The sequence below is a fragment of the Streptomyces sp. NPDC050549 genome, assembly GCF_040655035.1.
GTDB lineage: Bacteria > Actinomycetota > Actinomycetes > Streptomycetales > Streptomycetaceae > Streptomyces.
In genome coordinates this window covers 81,880-97,468 of the sequence record NZ_JBFAJD010000026.1, presented here as the reverse complement: position 1 = coordinate 97,468, position 15,589 = coordinate 81,880, and the positions used below count along the sequence as shown (strand labels likewise).

Here is a 15,589-nt window from a genome sequence, read left to right as displayed (position 1 = left end):
AAGCCGAGCGGACCGGTTCAGGTCCAGGGGACGGCCGGCGGTTCCCGCGAATCTCTCGTCGCAGCGTCATTCACATCAGCAGGGGGAACCTCGATGTCCGCTCGTAACCGTCGGCGCGCCGGCGCAACCGTCATCACCGCGGGTGCCGCCGCCCTGCTCGCCCTGTGCGGCACGGCCTGTGCCGCGCCGGCCGCCCCGTCCTCCGGCGGAGCCAGGGGCAGCGCCGCGATGGTCGCCGCAGCCGCGTCCGCCCGCACGCTCACCGTGCCCAGGGGACTCACCATCAGCAACGGCACCCGCCACGTGATCGTCAACGGCAGGTCGATCGACTTCGGCACCACGGTCCGTGACCTGGCCTGGAACCCGGGCGGCAGCAGGGCCGCGTTCATCGACGGGCACGGCAACCTCGTCGTCTCCAACCCCGACGGCACCCACCGCGTCACCGTCGCCGCCAACCCGGGCGGCCAGACGTGGTCCCACCCCACCTGGCAGGTGACCGCCGCCGACCGGACGAACCAGATCCCCGCGAAGAACAACCTCATCTTCTCGGCGAAGATCCACGGCAGCACCGTCCTGGAGGGCGTCAAGGCCACCAGCAACCACGGCAGGCCGGCCAGGATCAGCCTGAATGGCGAACCGGGGGACGGTGCCCTCCCGCAGACCGACAACACCTGGCCGAACGTCGGCGGCAAGTACGGCTCGGCCGTCTACGAGAACACCCACACCGGCGAGGTCTACATCCGCGACGACTACCTGCGGCAGCAGGGCGGCGCGCTGGCCAAGGGTTCGGAGCCCGCACTCTCCCCCGACAACGAGGAGGTCGTCTTCGTCCGTTCCGTCCACGGCCACGACCACCTCTTCGTGGAGGACCTCGGCAGCTCCACGAACACCGTCAAGGACGTCACCCCCACCGCCACCACCGACTACACCGAGCCCACCTGGTCCCCCAACGGCAAGACCGTCGCCTTCCGCGCCCCGAACGGTACGTACACCATCACCAAGGGCGCCCACGGCTTCGGCAGGCCCGTGAAGGTCTCCACCCACACCGGCCTGCCCGCCTACCGAGGCTGACCGCCCAACCGCCCGCCGGAGCGGGCGAGTTCCGCCCGGAGCTCGGGCAGGTGCTGGTCGGCCGTGTCGTGCGGCAGGTACTCGACCACATCGAGAAATCGGAACAGAACCTGGCTCCTGGTGACGGCGAACTCGTAGTCGCCGAACCCCACCACGGCACCCATGTCCCCACGGACAGCGCCCCGGACGACATGCGCGGTCATGTCGTCTGGGCTCTGTGCCGTCAGCCCCCGCCGCGCGTTGGGACGCGCCAGATACGGGCAGACCATCGAGGCGTAGAGCATGCACGCACGGTGACCCGGCCCCTCCGGCGTCGCCGCCATGTTCCGGTACGGCCGCCCGGCGTCGAGCGCCTCCCGGATCGCCGAACTCTCCGCGGCGCCGACCACCCGCCACACCGCCCCCCTGGGCATCAGAGTGCCGCACACGGAACACAGCCGCTGCCGCGCACACTCCGCGCTGCGCCCGTAGTCGGTGAGCGCGAACTGAGGCTCGTCGCCCTCCCAGGGCGTGATGGCGGGCACGGGATAGCCCCGGCTGTCACGAGGCCTGCCCTCGACGGTCACCGGCATGGGAACTGAATCGAATCGCACACCTCATGGTCGTCCACATGGGAGCCTGCCGCGACGGCCGGCCGGACATTCACCGGACCGGTGCTCTGAACGACCGCCCCTGCTCCGGTCCGGCCGGCGCGAACGCGCGTCGCGGCGGCTCCACGCGGCGGGCCAGCCTTCGGCCCCACCGCCGGCTCGGTACTTCGACGTACCTGTACGTCAGGGCGCAGAACGGCAACAGCACGGCGACGAAGGCCAGTTCGGCCACGGGACTGTCCTGCCGCAACCGGCCGACCGTGCCGTCGGTCACCGCCAGCAGCACCGGATGCACCAGATAGACCGAGTAACTGACCGTTCCCAGCCAGCTCAGCCAACGCGGAACCCGTCGGCGGCGCAACGCCAGACCGGTGCCGAAGGTGAGGACAGCCAGGAGGAAGGCCACAACCCAGCCGCGCCGGGTGAACTGGGCCACGCCCGGCCCGCCCCCGTTCCACAACGCACTCCCCACGGCACAGGTGACCACCACAGCGACCGTGCCCGCGACGCACCGCCGGCTGCTCCGACCGTTCTCGGCCCGGTGGACGGCGCTCCCGAGGAACATGACGGCGAGGATCACCAGCCCCTCCCACATGGGGACCGTGCCGTCGAAAGCGACCAGGACGAGCGCCAGCACCCCGCCCAGCAGGCCCCCGAACGCCGCCGGAGCGGCTGTGGCCGGAGCGGCCGCGCTGGTCGGCGGTGTCGCAGGAACGGCCGACGCGGCGAGCGCCCCGGCCGGTACAGGTGAGGAGAAGGCCAAGGTGAAGCCCACGATCGTCCTCGTGCACGGCGGTTACGCCGATTCCTCCTGCTGGAACGCCACCATCAAGGAGCTGCAGCACAAGGGCTGCACCACGATCTCCGGGTCGAACCCGCTGCGGGGCATTCCGACCGACGCCCCGTACATCGCGAGCCTGCTGGACTCCATCAGCGGACCGGTCGTGCTGGTCGCGCACTCCATGGGCGGGACGGTCATCACGAACGCCGCCGCCAGGAAGAGCAACGTCAAGGCGCTGGTCTACGTCGCCGCGTTCGTGCCCGAGGTCGGCGAGACGCAGGGCGAGCTCATCACCAAGTTCCCGGGCAGCGAGGTCGAACCGGTGAGCGTCCCGGTCCCGTACACGAAGGCCGACGGTACGACCGGGATCGACCTGTACCTGGGCAAGGACGGGCAGGCCGCCTTCGCCGCCGACATCTCCACCTCCGACTTCAAGGTCCTCCAGGCCACGCAACGGCCGTTCGACGCCGATTCCTTCACCTTCCCGACGACGGCCGCGGCCTGGAAGACGATCCCGGTGTGGGGTCTGGTCGCCGGTCAGGACAAGGCGATCCCGCCGGCCTGCGAGCGCTGGATGTACAGCCGGGCGAACGCCCGCAAGGTCGTCGAGGTGCCCGGCTCCTCCCACGTCGTGATGCTCAGTCACCCCAGGATCGTCGCCGGTCTCATCGAGGACGCCGCCAAGGCGACCGGCTGACGTACACGGCGAACGCCCCGGTCCGTCTCCACGGACCGGGGCGTTCCGGCTGCCTGCCGGCAGCCCCTCGACCGTCGCCACCGGCGCCGACGATCTGCCCGAGTCGGCCCGCTTCATGGGCTACGACGGGGACTTCAAGCTGAACCGCCGGTGATCGAGAGGACGCCGCCGATCTTCACGTCCTTGTAGAACCACTTGGCGTCGGCGCCTTCCAGGCCGATCCAGGCGCCGGTGACGTCGGTGCCTTGCCTGCCGGGGCTCCTCCCCTTGTAGGAGCGGGTGACGCCGACGTAGACCGGCTTGTTGTCGGCGTCACGCAGTTCGACCGCGAGCGTGACCTCCGTGTACAAGCCGACTCCGGCGGTGGAGTCGGTGACGGTCAGGACCTTGGTGTCGTGCTTCCCGTACACGGTCAACGGCCCGACGAACGTAGGGCTGTTGGCGGAGTCCGAGGTCAGCGGCATGACCCGGCCCCCGACGAGCAGGGCACGCTTGGCGAGGTCGAGCGTGCCGGTGGCGGGCACCGCGGAGGCGGGCGTCGACACTGCGGCCGAAGGCGACGGGCGCGCCGACCGCGACTGCGCCGGGGCGGCGGGCGCGGCGGTACCCGGCAGCTGACGGCCGTTCTCCTTCCCCGTGAGGTCCTGGGTCAGCGCGAAGCCCACCAGGGCGAGGGCGACCGCACCCGCGGCCAGCATGCCGGCCGTCCGACGGCGCGCCCGGCGCACCGCACGGCCGCGGACCTGGGCGCCGGTGAGGACCGAACGGGCTTCCTGTTCCACCTCCGCGGCGAACTCGCGCAGCGCGACCGAGAGTTCGTCGGTGTCGTCCATGAACCCGTTGACTCCGTTGGAGAGTTCATCCGACACGGCCGCTCTCCTTCCGACTCCGAACCGGCACATCGGCCCCGTCCGCCTCGTCAAGGGTCAGCTGCTTCGCCAGTGCCGCCCTTCCCCGGTACAGCCTGGCCTTGACCGTCCCCACGGGCGCACCCGTCTCGGAGGCTATCTGCTCGACGCTCACGTCACACAGATGGTGCAGGACGATCACCATCCGCTGTGCCGTGGGCAGTTGGCGCAGTGCGGCGACAAGTGCCGGGTGATCGGGACTGGGTCCGGGCGTGGACACGGGCGGTGGGGTGCGGCGCACCAGCTCCAGCCAGCGTCTGGCCCGGCGCCAGCGGCTGACCGCCAGCCGCATGGCGACCGTGCGTATCCAGGCCTCGGGTGCCTCGTCCGCGAGGAAGTCCCCGCGCCGGTCCCAGGCCCGTACGAACGCCTCCTGGACCACGTCCTGCGCCTCCTCGCGATCCCCCGTGAACGCCGCGAGCTGGCCGGTCAGACGGGGGAACGCGGCGGCGTAGAAGGCGTCGAACTCGTCCTCGGTCATGACCTCACCGGAGTCTTGGAATTCCCGTGCAACCCGACCGCCGCACCGTGCGTACAGGAAAGACGACGAACACGCGTCTCAGGATCCACTCCCCCCACAGTTGTATCGGAGGACCACCGAAGTGCCCGACCTCCACGACGACTTCACCGCGTACGCGCACGCACATCTGCCCCGGCTGGTCACCACCGCGCACCTGCTCTCGGGCGACCCCCGCGCGGCGGCCGAGCTGGTGCGGAGAGCGCTGGTGAGAGTGTGCGCGCGGTGGCGCCGGATACCTCGGGACGACGTGGACTTCTATGTACGACGGTCCCTGGTGAAGGAGTTCCTGCGCGGGGCGCGCCGCCGACGGTCCCTGCCCGACGGTGTGTTGAAGGACACGTCCGCGCGGCAGCGGGCCGTGCTCGTGCTGCTGCACCGGGAGGGTCTGCGGGAGGCGGAGGTCGCCCAGCTGCTCGGCTGGTCGACCGGTGCGGTGGGCAGCCGGGCCCGGCGGGGGCTGGCGGTATGCGGGGGTGACGCGGGGCGGCTGCGGGGGCTCTTCGCGGAGGTCGCGGAGACCGCCGAGGCGGCCCGAGTCGGCACCGGGGCGGTCCCGTTCGGTGTTCCGCTCGATGCCGTGGAGCAGCGGGGCCGGGCGCTGCGCCGCCGCCGTAGGGCCGTGGTCGCCGTGCTCTGCGCGCTGCTGCTCGTCCCGGCGGGTGTCTTCGCCGCCGACCGGATCAGGGGCGGCGGCACCGCGGACGGATCGGCCGCCGGGGCGGCCGACGGGGCGCGGAGCCCGATACGGGTCGTGGCGCCCGGCGAGCGGGTGGATGCCCTGCCGGGGGTGCAGGTCTGGCTGACGAGCGACGGCAAGCACTGGTCGACGCCGCAACGGCCCAACCAGTTCCTCGGGTTGACCGGCGACAGCTACGCGAGCCGCTCGAAAGCCGGTGCCGAGAGCGAGAGGCCGACCGCCTCCGTGCAGCCCGACCGGCTGAACAACTCGTACTTCCTGTCCGGCCTGTACCGCGGCCTGTCCGCCGACCCCGCGCGCGTCGAGGTCACCGTCGACGGCAGCAGAATGACCGGCACGGTTCTCACGCTGGCGGGCAGCCCGGGCTGGGGCGTCTGGTACACGCGCGCACCGCTGTCCCTGGCGGAACTGAAGTCGAGTTACGGCGACGGCGGTCCGACCGTCACGGTGTACGACGCGGCCGGCAAGGTCGTCGCACGGGGCGGGGCCCAGTGGTGAAGCGCGCCGCCAGGTCCTCCGGGCCGCGCATCCCGCTCCGCCTCCGGCTCCGCCGTACCCGGGGCCGGCTGCTGCGGCGGCTGATCATCGCCCTTCTCCTGCTGATCGTGGCGCTGTGCACGGCCGCGGTCGTCGCGTACCGGCTGACGGGCATCCCCGACCCGCACCCGGAGACCGTCACCCAGAGCACGGTCTTCGTCGACGACAAGGGCTCCTATCTGGGCCGGCGTGGCCCCGTCGACCGCCAGGAGGTGCCGCTGTCGCAGGTCCCGAGGTATGTCCAGGACGCCGTGATCGCGGCCGAGAACCGCTCCTTCCGCACGGACGACGGGGTGTCGCCGCGCGCGATCGCCCGCGCGGTGCTGGCCTCGCTGACCGGCGGCGAACGGCAGGGCGGCTCCACCATCACCCAGCAGTACGTCAAGAACGCGCTGCTGAGCCCGGAGCAGTCGCTGTCCCGCAAGGCACGCGAGGCACTGATCGCGATCAAACTCGACCGCACCCGCTCCAAGGACGAGATCCTGGCGGGCTATCTCAACACCGTTTACTTCGGCCGGGGTTCGGCCGGCATCGAGGCCGCCGCGCGCAACTACTTCGGCGTGGACACCCGGAACCTGACCGTCTCCCAGGGCGCCGCGCTGGCGGCGATCGTCAACATCCCCTCGTACTACGAGAAGGCGGGCTCCGACCCCGAGGTGACCTCGACGCTCAGGGCCCGCTGGGAGTGGGTGCTCGACGCGATGACGGCGAGCGGCAGCATCACGGCGAAGCAGCGCGCCCAGGCCGCGTTCCCCGCGTTCCGGTTCTATCCGCCGGGCGCGACCGAGGGGCAGCGGCAGTACATGATCGACGTGGCGGCGCAGGAGGCCGCCGACCGGCTGGGCATCACCGAGGACCAGTTGGCGCGCGGCGGCTACACCGTGCACACCACCTTCGACCTGGCGCTCCAGGACGCCACCACAGAGGCGGTCAAGGACATCAAGAGCGACAAGGGCATCACCCTGCACACCGCCGTCGTGGCGATCGTGCCCGGCGACGGGGCGGTACGGCTGCTGTACGGAGGGTCGGACTACGCCCGGCAGCCGTTCAACGACGCGGTGGGCGGCGCCGTGGAGGCGGGGACGGCGCTGGATCCCTTCGGCATGGTCCGGCTCGGCGCCCCGCTGACCGCGCTGCCGAAGACCGCGGCACCCACCCCGCTCAAGCTGGCCTCGGCATACGCGACCGTGGCGGCGAACGGGATGTACGCGGCCCCGTACACGGTCACGAAGATCACCCGGGACGGCCGGGCGGTGTACACCGCACGCCCCGACACCCGGCGCGCGCTGGACGAGAAGGAGGCGTACATGGTGAGCGCGCAGATGTCCAAGTCGTACGGCGACGCCCTCCCCGCAGTCCCCACGGCCCGGCGCGCCCCGCAGACCGTCTTCACGGCCGGCGCGGGCGGCGGAATCACCCGCCGCACCGTGTGGTCCACCCGCCTCGACCCCCAACTCGCGCTGACCTGCGCCCTGTTCGCCGACCGCCCCGGCAAGAAGAAGAACACGACCACCCCGGCCCAACTGCCGAACGACCCACCACCGACGGAGAGCGCGACGGAAACGACGGCGCAGATCTGGCGCTTGGCCACGACGGGAACGGGCTGACCGGACCGCCGCAGTCACCCGTGGGTGTTCCAGAACGCGCAGTGGTGGCGGAGTTCCGTAGTGCGCGTGGGAGCGATGCCGTCCGGTGCCAGGGAAAGCACCGTGTGCCGGGGCCAGTTGGGGGACGCGGGGCCGTTCGGGTCGGCCATGCCGGCGAAGCGGGCCCAGTAGTCGATCATGGTGTCGGCCAGCCGGTGCTGTGCGGCGGTGAGGTCGCGGGGGCGGCCACCGAGGTCGAACAGGTAGGGCAGCTCGCTCGCGTGCGGTGCGCCGAGCGGGAACGGCGGTGTGCCGGAGGTGAGCGGCGGAGCGTGCTCGTCGGCGAACTCGTAGCGCCAGGTGGTTACTTGGGCGGTGCGCAGGGCCGCGTCGGTGCGTGCCGTCGGGCAGGCGAAGTTCGCGTCACCGATGACGGCGCCGAACACCGGGCCGCCATCCCCCTGTTGCACCGGGTACTCGTGGACGATCGCCTCCGCCTGCCCCGGGGAGGGGAAGAAGGCGGACACGACGTCGGGCCAGGTGCCGGGGGTGACGGGGTTGCCGGCCCGGATGATGCCGGCGGCCCAGCCGTTGCCCTCGTCGTGGTTGTTCCCGATCAGGACGGGGACGTGGTGGAAACGGCCGGCCGTGATCGCCGCCCCGGGGTCGGCGGGCAGCAACGGGGTCGCGTAGGCGGGCTGTTGATCGGTGGCCTGGGCCGCGAGCAGGCGCGGGACGGACACGCGCCGCAGGCAGGACAGCGGGTCGCGCGCCGAGCCGCAGCCGACCTCGGCCGCGAGGTCCGCGCCCGTGGCGCGTGCCGTGGACAGGGGGACGGAGGACGGTGCGAACGGGCGGTCGGGGCTGCCTGCGCACGGGCCGCTCTCGATGATCGCCCGGTCGAAGAGGCCCTCGGCGGCGGGTGAGGCGAGCTGGGCGCAGACGCTGTAGCCGCCCGCCGACTCACCGGCCAGCGTCATGTTGTGCGCGTCGCCGCCGAACGCCCCGATCTCGGCACGCACCCAGCGCAACGCGGCCTGCTGGTCGGCCAGTCCGAAGGTGCCGGAGCCGGGCAGCCCCGCGTGGGCGAGGAAACCCAGGGCACCGAGGCGGTAGTTGACGGTGACGACCACGACATCGCCCCGGGTCGCCATGCGGTGGGCGTCGTAGGAGCCGCCCGCTCCGGTGGTGAAGCCGCCGCCGTGCAGCCATACGATCACCGGCCGGGGGCGGGCCGGTCCCGCGTCGTCCGGTGTCGTGACGTTCAGGTGGAGGCAGTCCTCGTCCGTACTGCCGCCGGGCACCTCACCGGCCGGCTGCGGGCAGGCGCTCGCGGGCCGGGTCGCGTCGCGCACCCCGGACCAGGGGGCGGCGGGGCGGGGCGGTACCCAGCGCAGGCGGCCGACCGGGGCCGCCGCGTAGGGGATGCCCTCGAAGGTGCGGTAGCCGTCGTGGGCCGCGCCCCGCACCACGCCGTCGTGGACGCGTACCTCGGTGGCGGTGGCGGTGGGCGGAGGCCCGGACCAGGCCGTCGCGAGTACGGCGGTCAGGGCACAGCCCAATGCGGTCAGGAGGCGGTGTGTGCGCATGGTCGTCTTCTCCCCGTCGGCAGGTTGTCGGTTGTCGGCTGTCAGCCGCCGCCCATGCCGCCCTGCCCGGCGATCATGGTCGTCGGCAGCGTGCGTACGGCTTTCTCCAGGCCCGGCGCGAGGGCGGCGAGCGAGTCCGTGCAGGCGTCGATACGGGCCCGGTACGTCCTGCGGTCCCGGCGTGACACGACCGAGGGGATGCCGCCCGCGGCGGCCAGCGCGAGCAGCGCGGCATCGGCCACGGGAATCCCGCTCACCGGGCCGTCCCCGTGCAGCGCCTCGGACACCCGGGCGCGGACCGCGGTGAGCGTCGCGCGGTCCGTGACGGTCGCCCGCCGGGTGCCGAACGGGGTGCGGGGTGCCCGCACGGTGAGCACGCCCGCCGCGACGAGCCGGTCCTCCACCTCCGTCAGGGTCCGCCTGCGCCGGCGACGCACGAGCCGCTTCCAGCTGTGCCCGCCGTCCTCCCCCGGCCGGCCGCGCGACGCGAGGTCGACCAGGGTGGCGGCCCGCACCAGCAGCCGGGTGCGGGAACGGTCGTAGGGGCCCTCGACCGAGTCGTCGTAGGCGAGCAGATACATGAGGCAGGCCAGGTCGTCGTCCACCCTTCGACGCTAGGGCCGCGCGCCCCGCCCCCGGATCGGCCGCGGGAACGGACCGGCACTGGGAGCGCGGGAGGACCGCGGCCCGGTGTCCTCCCTGAGGAGGAGGCAGGCGGTCAGGGGCGGCGCGGCCGGACGAGGCCGTGGTCGTAGGCGGCGACGACGGCGTGGACGCGGTCGCGCAGGCCAAGTTTGCGCAGCACCGCGGTGACATGGTTCTTGACGGTGGCCTCCGACAGGCGCAGCCGCTCGGCGATCTCCGCGTTCGACAGGGCCTGCCCGATCAGGGTGAGCACCTCCCGCTCGCGGCCGGAGAGATCCCGCAGCGAGGGAGGCGGTGCCTGGTCGGGCGCGGTGCTCAGGAACCGGTCGAGCACCCGGCCCAGCACGGCCGGCGCCAGCAGCGCATCGCCGCGCGCGGTGACACGGATCGCGTCGACGAGTTCGCCGGGGCGCATGTCCTTCAGCAGGAACCCGCTCGCCCCGGCCCGCAGGGCGGCGACCACATGCGCGTCCACGTCCCAGGTGGTCAGCACCAGCACCCGGGCGCGGCTGCCGTCCGCCACGATCCGCCGGGTGGCCTCGATGCCGTCCAGCACAGGCATGCGTACGTCCATCAGCACCACGTCGGGTACCAGTTCCCGGGTCAGCCGCACCGCCTCCCGGCCGTCCGGGGCCTCGCCGACCACCTCCAGGTCCTCCCGGGCGTCGATGATCATCCGGAATCCGGTGCGGACCAGGGCCTGGTCGTCGGCCACCACCACACGCAAGGTCATGACCCGCCCTCCACCGGCAGTCGCGCCGCCACCTCGAACCCTCCGCCGGCCTGCGGACCGGCACGCAGACCGCCGCCCACCAGCCGTACCCGCTCCCGCATCCCCACGAGCCCGCGCCCCGCGCCCGCAGAGGACGAACTCCCCTGTGGTGTACGGCCGTTGTCGACCACGGTGACCTCCACGCACTCCCCGTCGGCCGTCACCCGCACGTTCACCTCGTCGGCGTCGACCGCGTGGCGCAGCGTGTTGGTGAGGGCCTCCTGGACGATCCGGTACGCCGCCAGGTCCACGGTGGCCGGCAGGCCGTCGAGGACGCCCTCGCGGTGGACGCGCACTGTCATGCCGGTCGCGCGCACGGTGTCGGCGAGTTCGTCGAGGCGCGCGAGCGAGGGTCCCGGCCTCCGCTGCTCCCCGGCCGAGTCGTTCCCCCTGTCCTCGGGCCCGAACGCCCTCAGCAGCAGCCGCAGTTCACCGAGCGCCGAGCGGGCGCCGGTCTCGATGGCCCGCAGCGCCTGCCGGGCCTGGTCGGGCCGCCGGGCGAACACGTCGTCGGCGGCGCCCGCCTGAATGACCATGACGGACAGGGTGTGTGCGACCAGATCGTGCACCTCGCGCGCGATCCGCGCCCGTTCCTCGACCACGGCCCGGCGCAGCTCCGCCTCCGTCCGGGCCCGCTGCGCCCGCCGCCACTGTCCGGCGGTCCACGCGAGGACCACCGCCAGCAGATAGACCGTCACCCCCGTGGGGCCACCGCCCGCCCCGAAGGCCAGTGGAGCCGGCAGACACATCGCGGCGAGCGCCCACAGCGAGGTCCGGCGCGGTGCGGTGGCCGCCAGCACGCACAGCGTGACCTGCGCCGCGAGCAGCGCCCCCGTCAGGGACACCGCGGGCAGCAGCGCCCACACCGCGAGCCCGGCCGCCGCGTTCACGGCCAGTACGGCGACCGGGGCGCGCACCTGCCACCTCAGGGCGAGGACCTGCACGAGGACGAGGGCCACGGTCACGACCAGTCGCGGGCCGTCCCCGGCACCCGCGACCAGCACCGAGGTACCGGGCACGGCGAGCACCAGCCCGGCCGACCCCCACCACAACGCCCGCAGCTCCACGTCCCGAGCCTATCCAGCGACCGGGCCGTCCCCCGGGTCGCCGGGCCCGCGGTCCTCGAGTCGGCCGAGATCACCGCGGCTCTCGACCATTTACCGTGGACGTGGATACTGCACGGGTGACCGAGCCAGGCACCGAACTCCTCTCCGGTACCGAGCGCCCCACGTGGCTGACCCGCAACGTGAAGGTGCTGTGCGGGGTGTCCTTCCTCCAGGACGCGGCCAGCGAACTCCTCTACCCGATCCTGCCGATCTTCCTGACCGTGGTGCTGGGTGCCCCGCCCGCCGTGGTCGGCGCGATCGAGGGTGCGGCCGAGGGGGCCGCCTCGCTCACCAAGGTGGCCGCCGGGCGTCTGGCCGACCGGTTCGCCCGGCGTCCGCTGATCGGTGCGGGGTACGGCCTGGCCGCGGTCGGCAAGCTGCTCATCGCGCTGGCGACCGCCTGGCCGCTGGTCCTCGTCGCCAGGGTCACCGACCGGCTCGGCAAGGGCATGCGCGGGGCACCGCGCGACGCCCTGCTCGTGGAGGGCGTGCCGCACGGACAGCGCGGCAAGGTGTTCGGGCTGCACCGGGCCGCCGACACCGCCGGCGCGGTGGTCGGCCCGCTCGTCGGGCTGGTCCTGTACGAGGCGCTCGACCACCGGCTGCGCCCGCTGTTCTGGATCGCCGTGATCCCGGCGGTCGCCTCGGTCGCGCTGGTCGCCGCCGTCCGCGACCCCCGCACCGCACAGGCGGGCAGTTCCGCCGCGCGCACCGCCCGTACCCCCTGGCGGTCCCTGCCGCGCCCGTACTGGCGGGTCCTCGGTGTGCTGCTCGTCTTCAACCTCGTCAACTTCCCCGACGCGCTGCTGCTGTTGCGCGCCCACGACCTGGGCCTGTCGACGGCCGGGGTGGTGGGCGCCTACGCGGTCTACAACCTCGTCTACGCCGCCCTGTCCTACCCCGCGGGAGCGCTGTCCGACCGGCTCCCCCGCCCGCTGGTCTTCGCCACCGGCCTGTTCTTCTTCGCGGTCGGCTACCTCGGCCTCGGCCTGATCCACAGCCCCTGGGCGGTGTTCGTCGTACTGCCGCTCTACGGAGGTTTCGCGGCCTGCACCGACGGCGTCGGCAAGGCCTGGATCTCCACGCTCGTCGCCGACCACCAGCAGGGCAGCGCGCAGGGCCTCTACCAGGGCGCCACCGGCGCCGCCGTCCTGGTCGCGGGCGTGTGGGCGGGGCTCGCCTGGGGCGCGGACGGCCACCTACCGCTGCTGGTCTCCGGCGCCGTCGGACTGGTCCTCGCGGGTGTGCTGCCGACCGTCGCCCGCGCGCGGACCGCCGCCCGCTGACCCGGAGCTCCGACGAACCGGTCGCCTTCCAGCCATCGTTAGTGACAGGTTCTGGTCAAGAGCGGCCCAAATGCCGGACTCCTCCGACTCCCGGTGGTCGGGTCGTCCCCGACGGCTGTATCCGTGCCCGCTCGGGAGGACCTGGTGTCACAACCGACCCGCAAGAGACGTTGGTTCACAATCTGTGCCATCACAGCATCCGCCGCACTCGTGGCGATACCCGCCGGCGCCGCGCCCGGCTCGGGCGGCACCCCCTTCGGGGTCCGCGCACTGGCTCGACTGGCCGCCGAACGCGGGCAGTCGGTGGGGGCGGTCAGCCCCAAGGCCAAGGCCGACGACGGCGGTGACGACGGCAACGAGGCCGACGAGATAGCCGAGGGCGCGGACCAGTACGCCGAGGCCCGCACCTCACCCGGCATCGTCGCACCGGGCGCCTACGGCGCCGCCTGGACGAGTCTGACCAACCTGCCCAGTACCGGCGGCAGTTGGCGCAACATCACGAACCTGCCGTACAACTCCGACGACCCGCGCTACCGCGACTACGACTCCAACTCCAGCGGCGGCTCGGGCAATGTGACCGGCCGGATGGCCGCCATGGCCGCCGACAACGACGGATACGTGTACGCGGGCAGCGCGGGCGGCGGAGTGTGGCGGTCCCGGTCCGGGGGCGGCCACTGGCAGCCCATCAGCGACAGGCTGCCCGCCCAGTCCACCGGCGCGCTCGCGCTGGACGGCGCCGGACGGCTGTGGCTGGGCACCGGCGAGGCGAACACCAACGCCGACGCCTACCTCGGCAGCGGTGTCTACGTCCTGTCCAACCCCCACCACGGCACCTTCTCCACGCGCAGCCGGGTCGGCGGCGACGAGCTGGAGTCCACCACCATCCGCCAGTTGCGCTTCGGCGGCGGCAAGGTGTGGGCGGCGACCAGCGAGGGCGTGTGGAGCCACTCCACCAAGACCCTCAAGGGCGCCTGGAAGCTGGAGTTCGCGCCCAACCCCGACTATCTGCCGGGCGGTTCGCTCGCGAACGACGCCTCGGCCGCGTACAAGAACATCGCCAACGACATCGCGATCGACCCGAAGAACCCCTCCAAGGTGGTCCTCGCGGTCGGCTGGCGCAGCGGTGACGACCACAACGGCTTCTACACCAAGGTGAACGGCACCTGGACGCGGATCAGCACCGGCTTCGGTGATCTGCCGACCGACGCCGCCGATGTCGGCACGGTCACCTTCGCCCGTTCCGCCGACGGCTCGCGCTACTACGCCATCGACGAGTCGCCCGCGCAGATGGCCGCCAACCCCGACAGCGGCCTTGAGGGCATCTACAGTGCCGGTTCGCCGTTCGGTCCCTGGACGAAGGTCGCCGACTATACGCAGCTGGCCGCCGACGGCTCGGCGCTGACCTCCAGCGGCTATATGCCGGGCGTGCAGTCCTGGTACAACCAGTTCCTGACCGTCGACCCGAACGACCCGAAGCACGTGTACGCGGGCCTGGAGGAGGTCCACGAGTCCAAGGACGGCGGCGCCACCTGGTCTGCCGTCGGCCCGTACTGGAACTTCGGCTTCTCCTGCTGGAGCATCGACCCCACCAAGCAGACCGGCGACTGCAACCAGACCACCCACCCCGACCAGCACGGTGTGGCGATCGGCAGCTACCACGGCAAGAGCTTCGTCTACGTCGGCAACGACGGCGGCGTCTACAAGCGCCCGCTGAACGGCTCCCAGGACGCCTCCGGGCACGCCACCGACTGGACCTCGCTCAACGACGGCACCATCGACACCCTCCAGTACTACTCGGTGGGCGTCGGCAAGGACCTGGCCTACGGCGGCGTCTCCGTCACCGGCGGCCTCCAGGACAACGGCCAGTCGATCCTGCGCAGCAACGACAAGGTCATGGGCTCCAACTTCGGCGGCGACGGCGGCGACACGCTCACCGACCCGGCCAACGGCTGCAACCTCGCCGAGGAATACGTCTACCTCGCCATCCAGGTGACCCAGAACTGCGCTGTCAACGACGGCAGTTGGGTCACCGACCCGGGCAAGATCACGTCGTACAACGTGGCCCCCGCCGACAACGCCACCGGTGAGGCCCGCTTCATCGCCCCGATCACGGCCGACATGAAGAACAGCTCGACCTGGATCGCCGGCGGCCGTCACATCTGGGTCCAGACCAACGGCTACGCCATCCGCAGCGGTTCGGAGTGGAAGAGCGTCTACGACCTCGGCGCCGGGCGCACCGCGACCGCCGTCGCGGCCTCGGGCGGCAAGGTGTACGCGGCCTGGTGCGGCCCCTGCAACAACCAGGGCTTCGCCCGCGGCATCTCCGTCGGCAACGCGGACGGCACCGGCTGGCACGACATCACCCTGCCGAGCACGGGCGCGGACGGCACCGTACCCAACCGCTACCTCGCGGGCTTCGCCGTCGACCCGAAGAACGCCGACCACGTCTACCTCGCCGTCAACGGCTTCTCCCGGCACTGGACCGAGGGCCCCGGCGCCGGCGTCGGCCACGTCTTCGAGTCCACCGACGGCGGCACCATCTGGAAGGACATCTCGAAGAACCTCCCCGACGTGCCGACCAACTCGGCGGTCGTCACAGCCAACGGCGGCCTCGCCGTCGCCACCGACCTCGGCGTCGTCTACCGCGCTCCGGGCCGTACGACCTGGAAGCGCGTCGGGAACCTCCCGGCGGTCGCCGTACTCCAGCTGAAGCTGGGCCCGGACGGCCGGACGCTGTACGCGGCCACGCACGGCCGCGGCATCTACACGATCGGCGTGCACGACCTCCACTGACCCGGAGACGG

The 15,589-nt window shown here is 72.5% G+C and carries 13 protein-coding genes and 1 pseudogene; 6 read left to right on the top strand and 8 right to left on the bottom strand.

What is annotated here, in order from left to right; all coding sequences use genetic code 11:
• Nucleotides 1-93 precede the first annotated feature (93 nt).
• Nucleotides 94-1,071: a hypothetical protein gene (locus AB0I51_RS31705; protein WP_362981055.1), complete on the top strand. Its 978-nt coding sequence runs from the start codon at nucleotides 94-96 to the stop codon at nucleotides 1,069-1,071.
• Here the strand turns inward: AB0I51_RS31705 and AB0I51_RS31700 are convergent.
• Nucleotides 1,059-1,643, bottom strand: a complete 585-nt coding sequence (locus tag AB0I51_RS31700; RefSeq protein ID WP_362981053.1) for a hypothetical protein — start codon at nucleotides 1,641-1,643, stop codon at nucleotides 1,059-1,061. The genes AB0I51_RS31705 and AB0I51_RS31700 overlap by 13 nt on opposite strands.
• Nucleotides 1,644-1,713: 70 nt before the next feature.
• Nucleotides 1,714-2,319, bottom strand: a pseudogene (locus AB0I51_RS31695) (acyltransferase family protein); the annotation flags it as partial.
• Nucleotides 2,320-2,425: 106 nt separating this feature from the next.
• Here AB0I51_RS31695 and AB0I51_RS31690 point away from each other — a divergent pair.
• On the top strand, nucleotides 2,426-3,139 hold the full coding sequence (locus tag AB0I51_RS31690) for an alpha/beta hydrolase (protein WP_362981051.1): 714 nt from the start codon (nucleotides 2,426-2,428) through the stop codon (nucleotides 3,137-3,139).
• Nucleotides 3,140-3,273: 134 nt separating this feature from the next.
• Here the strand turns inward: AB0I51_RS31690 and AB0I51_RS31685 are convergent, their stop codons facing one another.
• Both AB0I51_RS31685 and AB0I51_RS31680 read right to left on the bottom strand, forming a co-directional pair.
• Nucleotides 3,274-4,008 carry a hypothetical protein gene (locus AB0I51_RS31685; protein ID WP_362981049.1) on the bottom strand — a complete coding sequence of 245 codons (735 nt, stop codon included), beginning with the start codon at nucleotides 4,006-4,008 and terminating at the stop codon, nucleotides 3,274-3,276.
• Nucleotides 3,998-4,528: a SigE family RNA polymerase sigma factor gene (locus tag AB0I51_RS31680; protein ID WP_362981047.1), complete on the bottom strand. Its 531-nt coding sequence runs from the start codon at nucleotides 4,526-4,528 to the stop codon at nucleotides 3,998-4,000. Before AB0I51_RS31680 ends, AB0I51_RS31685 begins: the two co-directional genes overlap by 11 nt.
• A gap of 121 nt (nucleotides 4,529-4,649) precedes the next feature.
• Here AB0I51_RS31680 and AB0I51_RS31675 point away from each other — a divergent pair, with 121 nt between their 5' ends.
• A complete protein-coding gene (locus AB0I51_RS31675; protein WP_362981045.1) occupies nucleotides 4,650-5,762 on the top strand; it encodes a sigma factor-like helix-turn-helix DNA-binding protein in 1,113 nt (370 codons plus the stop codon).
• Nucleotides 5,756-7,408: a transglycosylase domain-containing protein gene (locus AB0I51_RS31670; RefSeq protein ID WP_362981043.1), complete on the top strand. Its 1,653-nt coding sequence runs from the start codon at nucleotides 5,756-5,758 to the stop codon at nucleotides 7,406-7,408. Before AB0I51_RS31675 ends, AB0I51_RS31670 begins: the two co-directional genes overlap by 7 nt.
• A gap of 14 nt (nucleotides 7,409-7,422) precedes the next feature.
• Here AB0I51_RS31670 and AB0I51_RS31665 read toward each other — a convergent pair whose 3' ends face one another.
• The 4 genes from AB0I51_RS31665 to AB0I51_RS31650 form a co-directional block, all read right to left on the bottom strand.
• Nucleotides 7,423-8,976 (bottom strand): carboxylesterase family protein, encoded by a 1,554-nt coding sequence (locus AB0I51_RS31665; RefSeq protein WP_362981041.1) that lies wholly within the window; start codon nucleotides 8,974-8,976, stop codon nucleotides 7,423-7,425.
• 41 nt (nucleotides 8,977-9,017) lie between these two features.
• A complete protein-coding gene (locus AB0I51_RS31660; RefSeq protein ID WP_362981039.1) occupies nucleotides 9,018-9,581 on the bottom strand; it encodes a GPP34 family phosphoprotein in 564 nt (187 codons plus the stop codon).
• 113 nt (nucleotides 9,582-9,694) lie between these two features.
• Entirely contained in the window at nucleotides 9,695-10,354 is a 660-nt protein-coding gene (locus tag AB0I51_RS31655; protein WP_362981037.1) for a response regulator transcription factor, read from the bottom strand.
• Nucleotides 10,351-11,460: a sensor histidine kinase gene (locus AB0I51_RS31650; protein ID WP_362981035.1), complete on the bottom strand. Its 1,110-nt coding sequence runs from the start codon at nucleotides 11,458-11,460 to the stop codon at nucleotides 10,351-10,353. The genes AB0I51_RS31655 and AB0I51_RS31650 overlap by 4 nt, the downstream gene beginning before the upstream one ends.
• A gap of 116 nt (nucleotides 11,461-11,576) precedes the next feature.
• On the opposite strand from AB0I51_RS31650, the gene AB0I51_RS31645 reads away from it, so the two are divergent.
• Nucleotides 11,577-12,785, top strand: coding sequence for an MFS transporter (locus tag AB0I51_RS31645; RefSeq protein WP_362981033.1), 1,209 nt, complete (start codon nucleotides 11,577-11,579; stop codon nucleotides 12,783-12,785).
• Nucleotides 12,786-12,929: 144 nt separating this feature from the next.
• Nucleotides 12,930-15,578, top strand: coding sequence for a glycosyl hydrolase (locus AB0I51_RS31640; RefSeq protein WP_362981031.1), 2,649 nt, complete (start codon nucleotides 12,930-12,932; stop codon nucleotides 15,576-15,578).
• Nucleotides 15,579-15,589 lie beyond the last annotated feature (11 nt).

What these genes read in the sequence shown, in the direction of transcription:
- AB0I51_RS31705 (WP_362981055.1), top strand. Translation starts at nt 94, where the DNA reads ATGTCCGCTCGTAACCGTCGGCGCGCCGGCGCAACCGTCATCACCGCG.
- AB0I51_RS31700 (WP_362981053.1), bottom strand. Translation starts at nt 1,643, where the DNA reads ATGCCGGTGACCGTCGAGGGCAGGCCTCGTGACAGCCGGGGCTATCCC.
- AB0I51_RS31680 (WP_362981047.1), bottom strand. Translation starts at nt 4,528, where the DNA reads ATGACCGAGGACGAGTTCGACGCCTTCTACGCCGCCGCGTTCCCCCGT.
- AB0I51_RS31665 (WP_362981041.1), bottom strand. Translation starts at nt 8,976, where the DNA reads ATGCGCACACACCGCCTCCTGACCGCATTGGGCTGTGCCCTGACCGCC.
- AB0I51_RS31655 (WP_362981037.1), bottom strand. Translation starts at nt 10,354, where the DNA reads ATGACCTTGCGTGTGGTGGTGGCCGACGACCAGGCCCTGGTCCGCACC.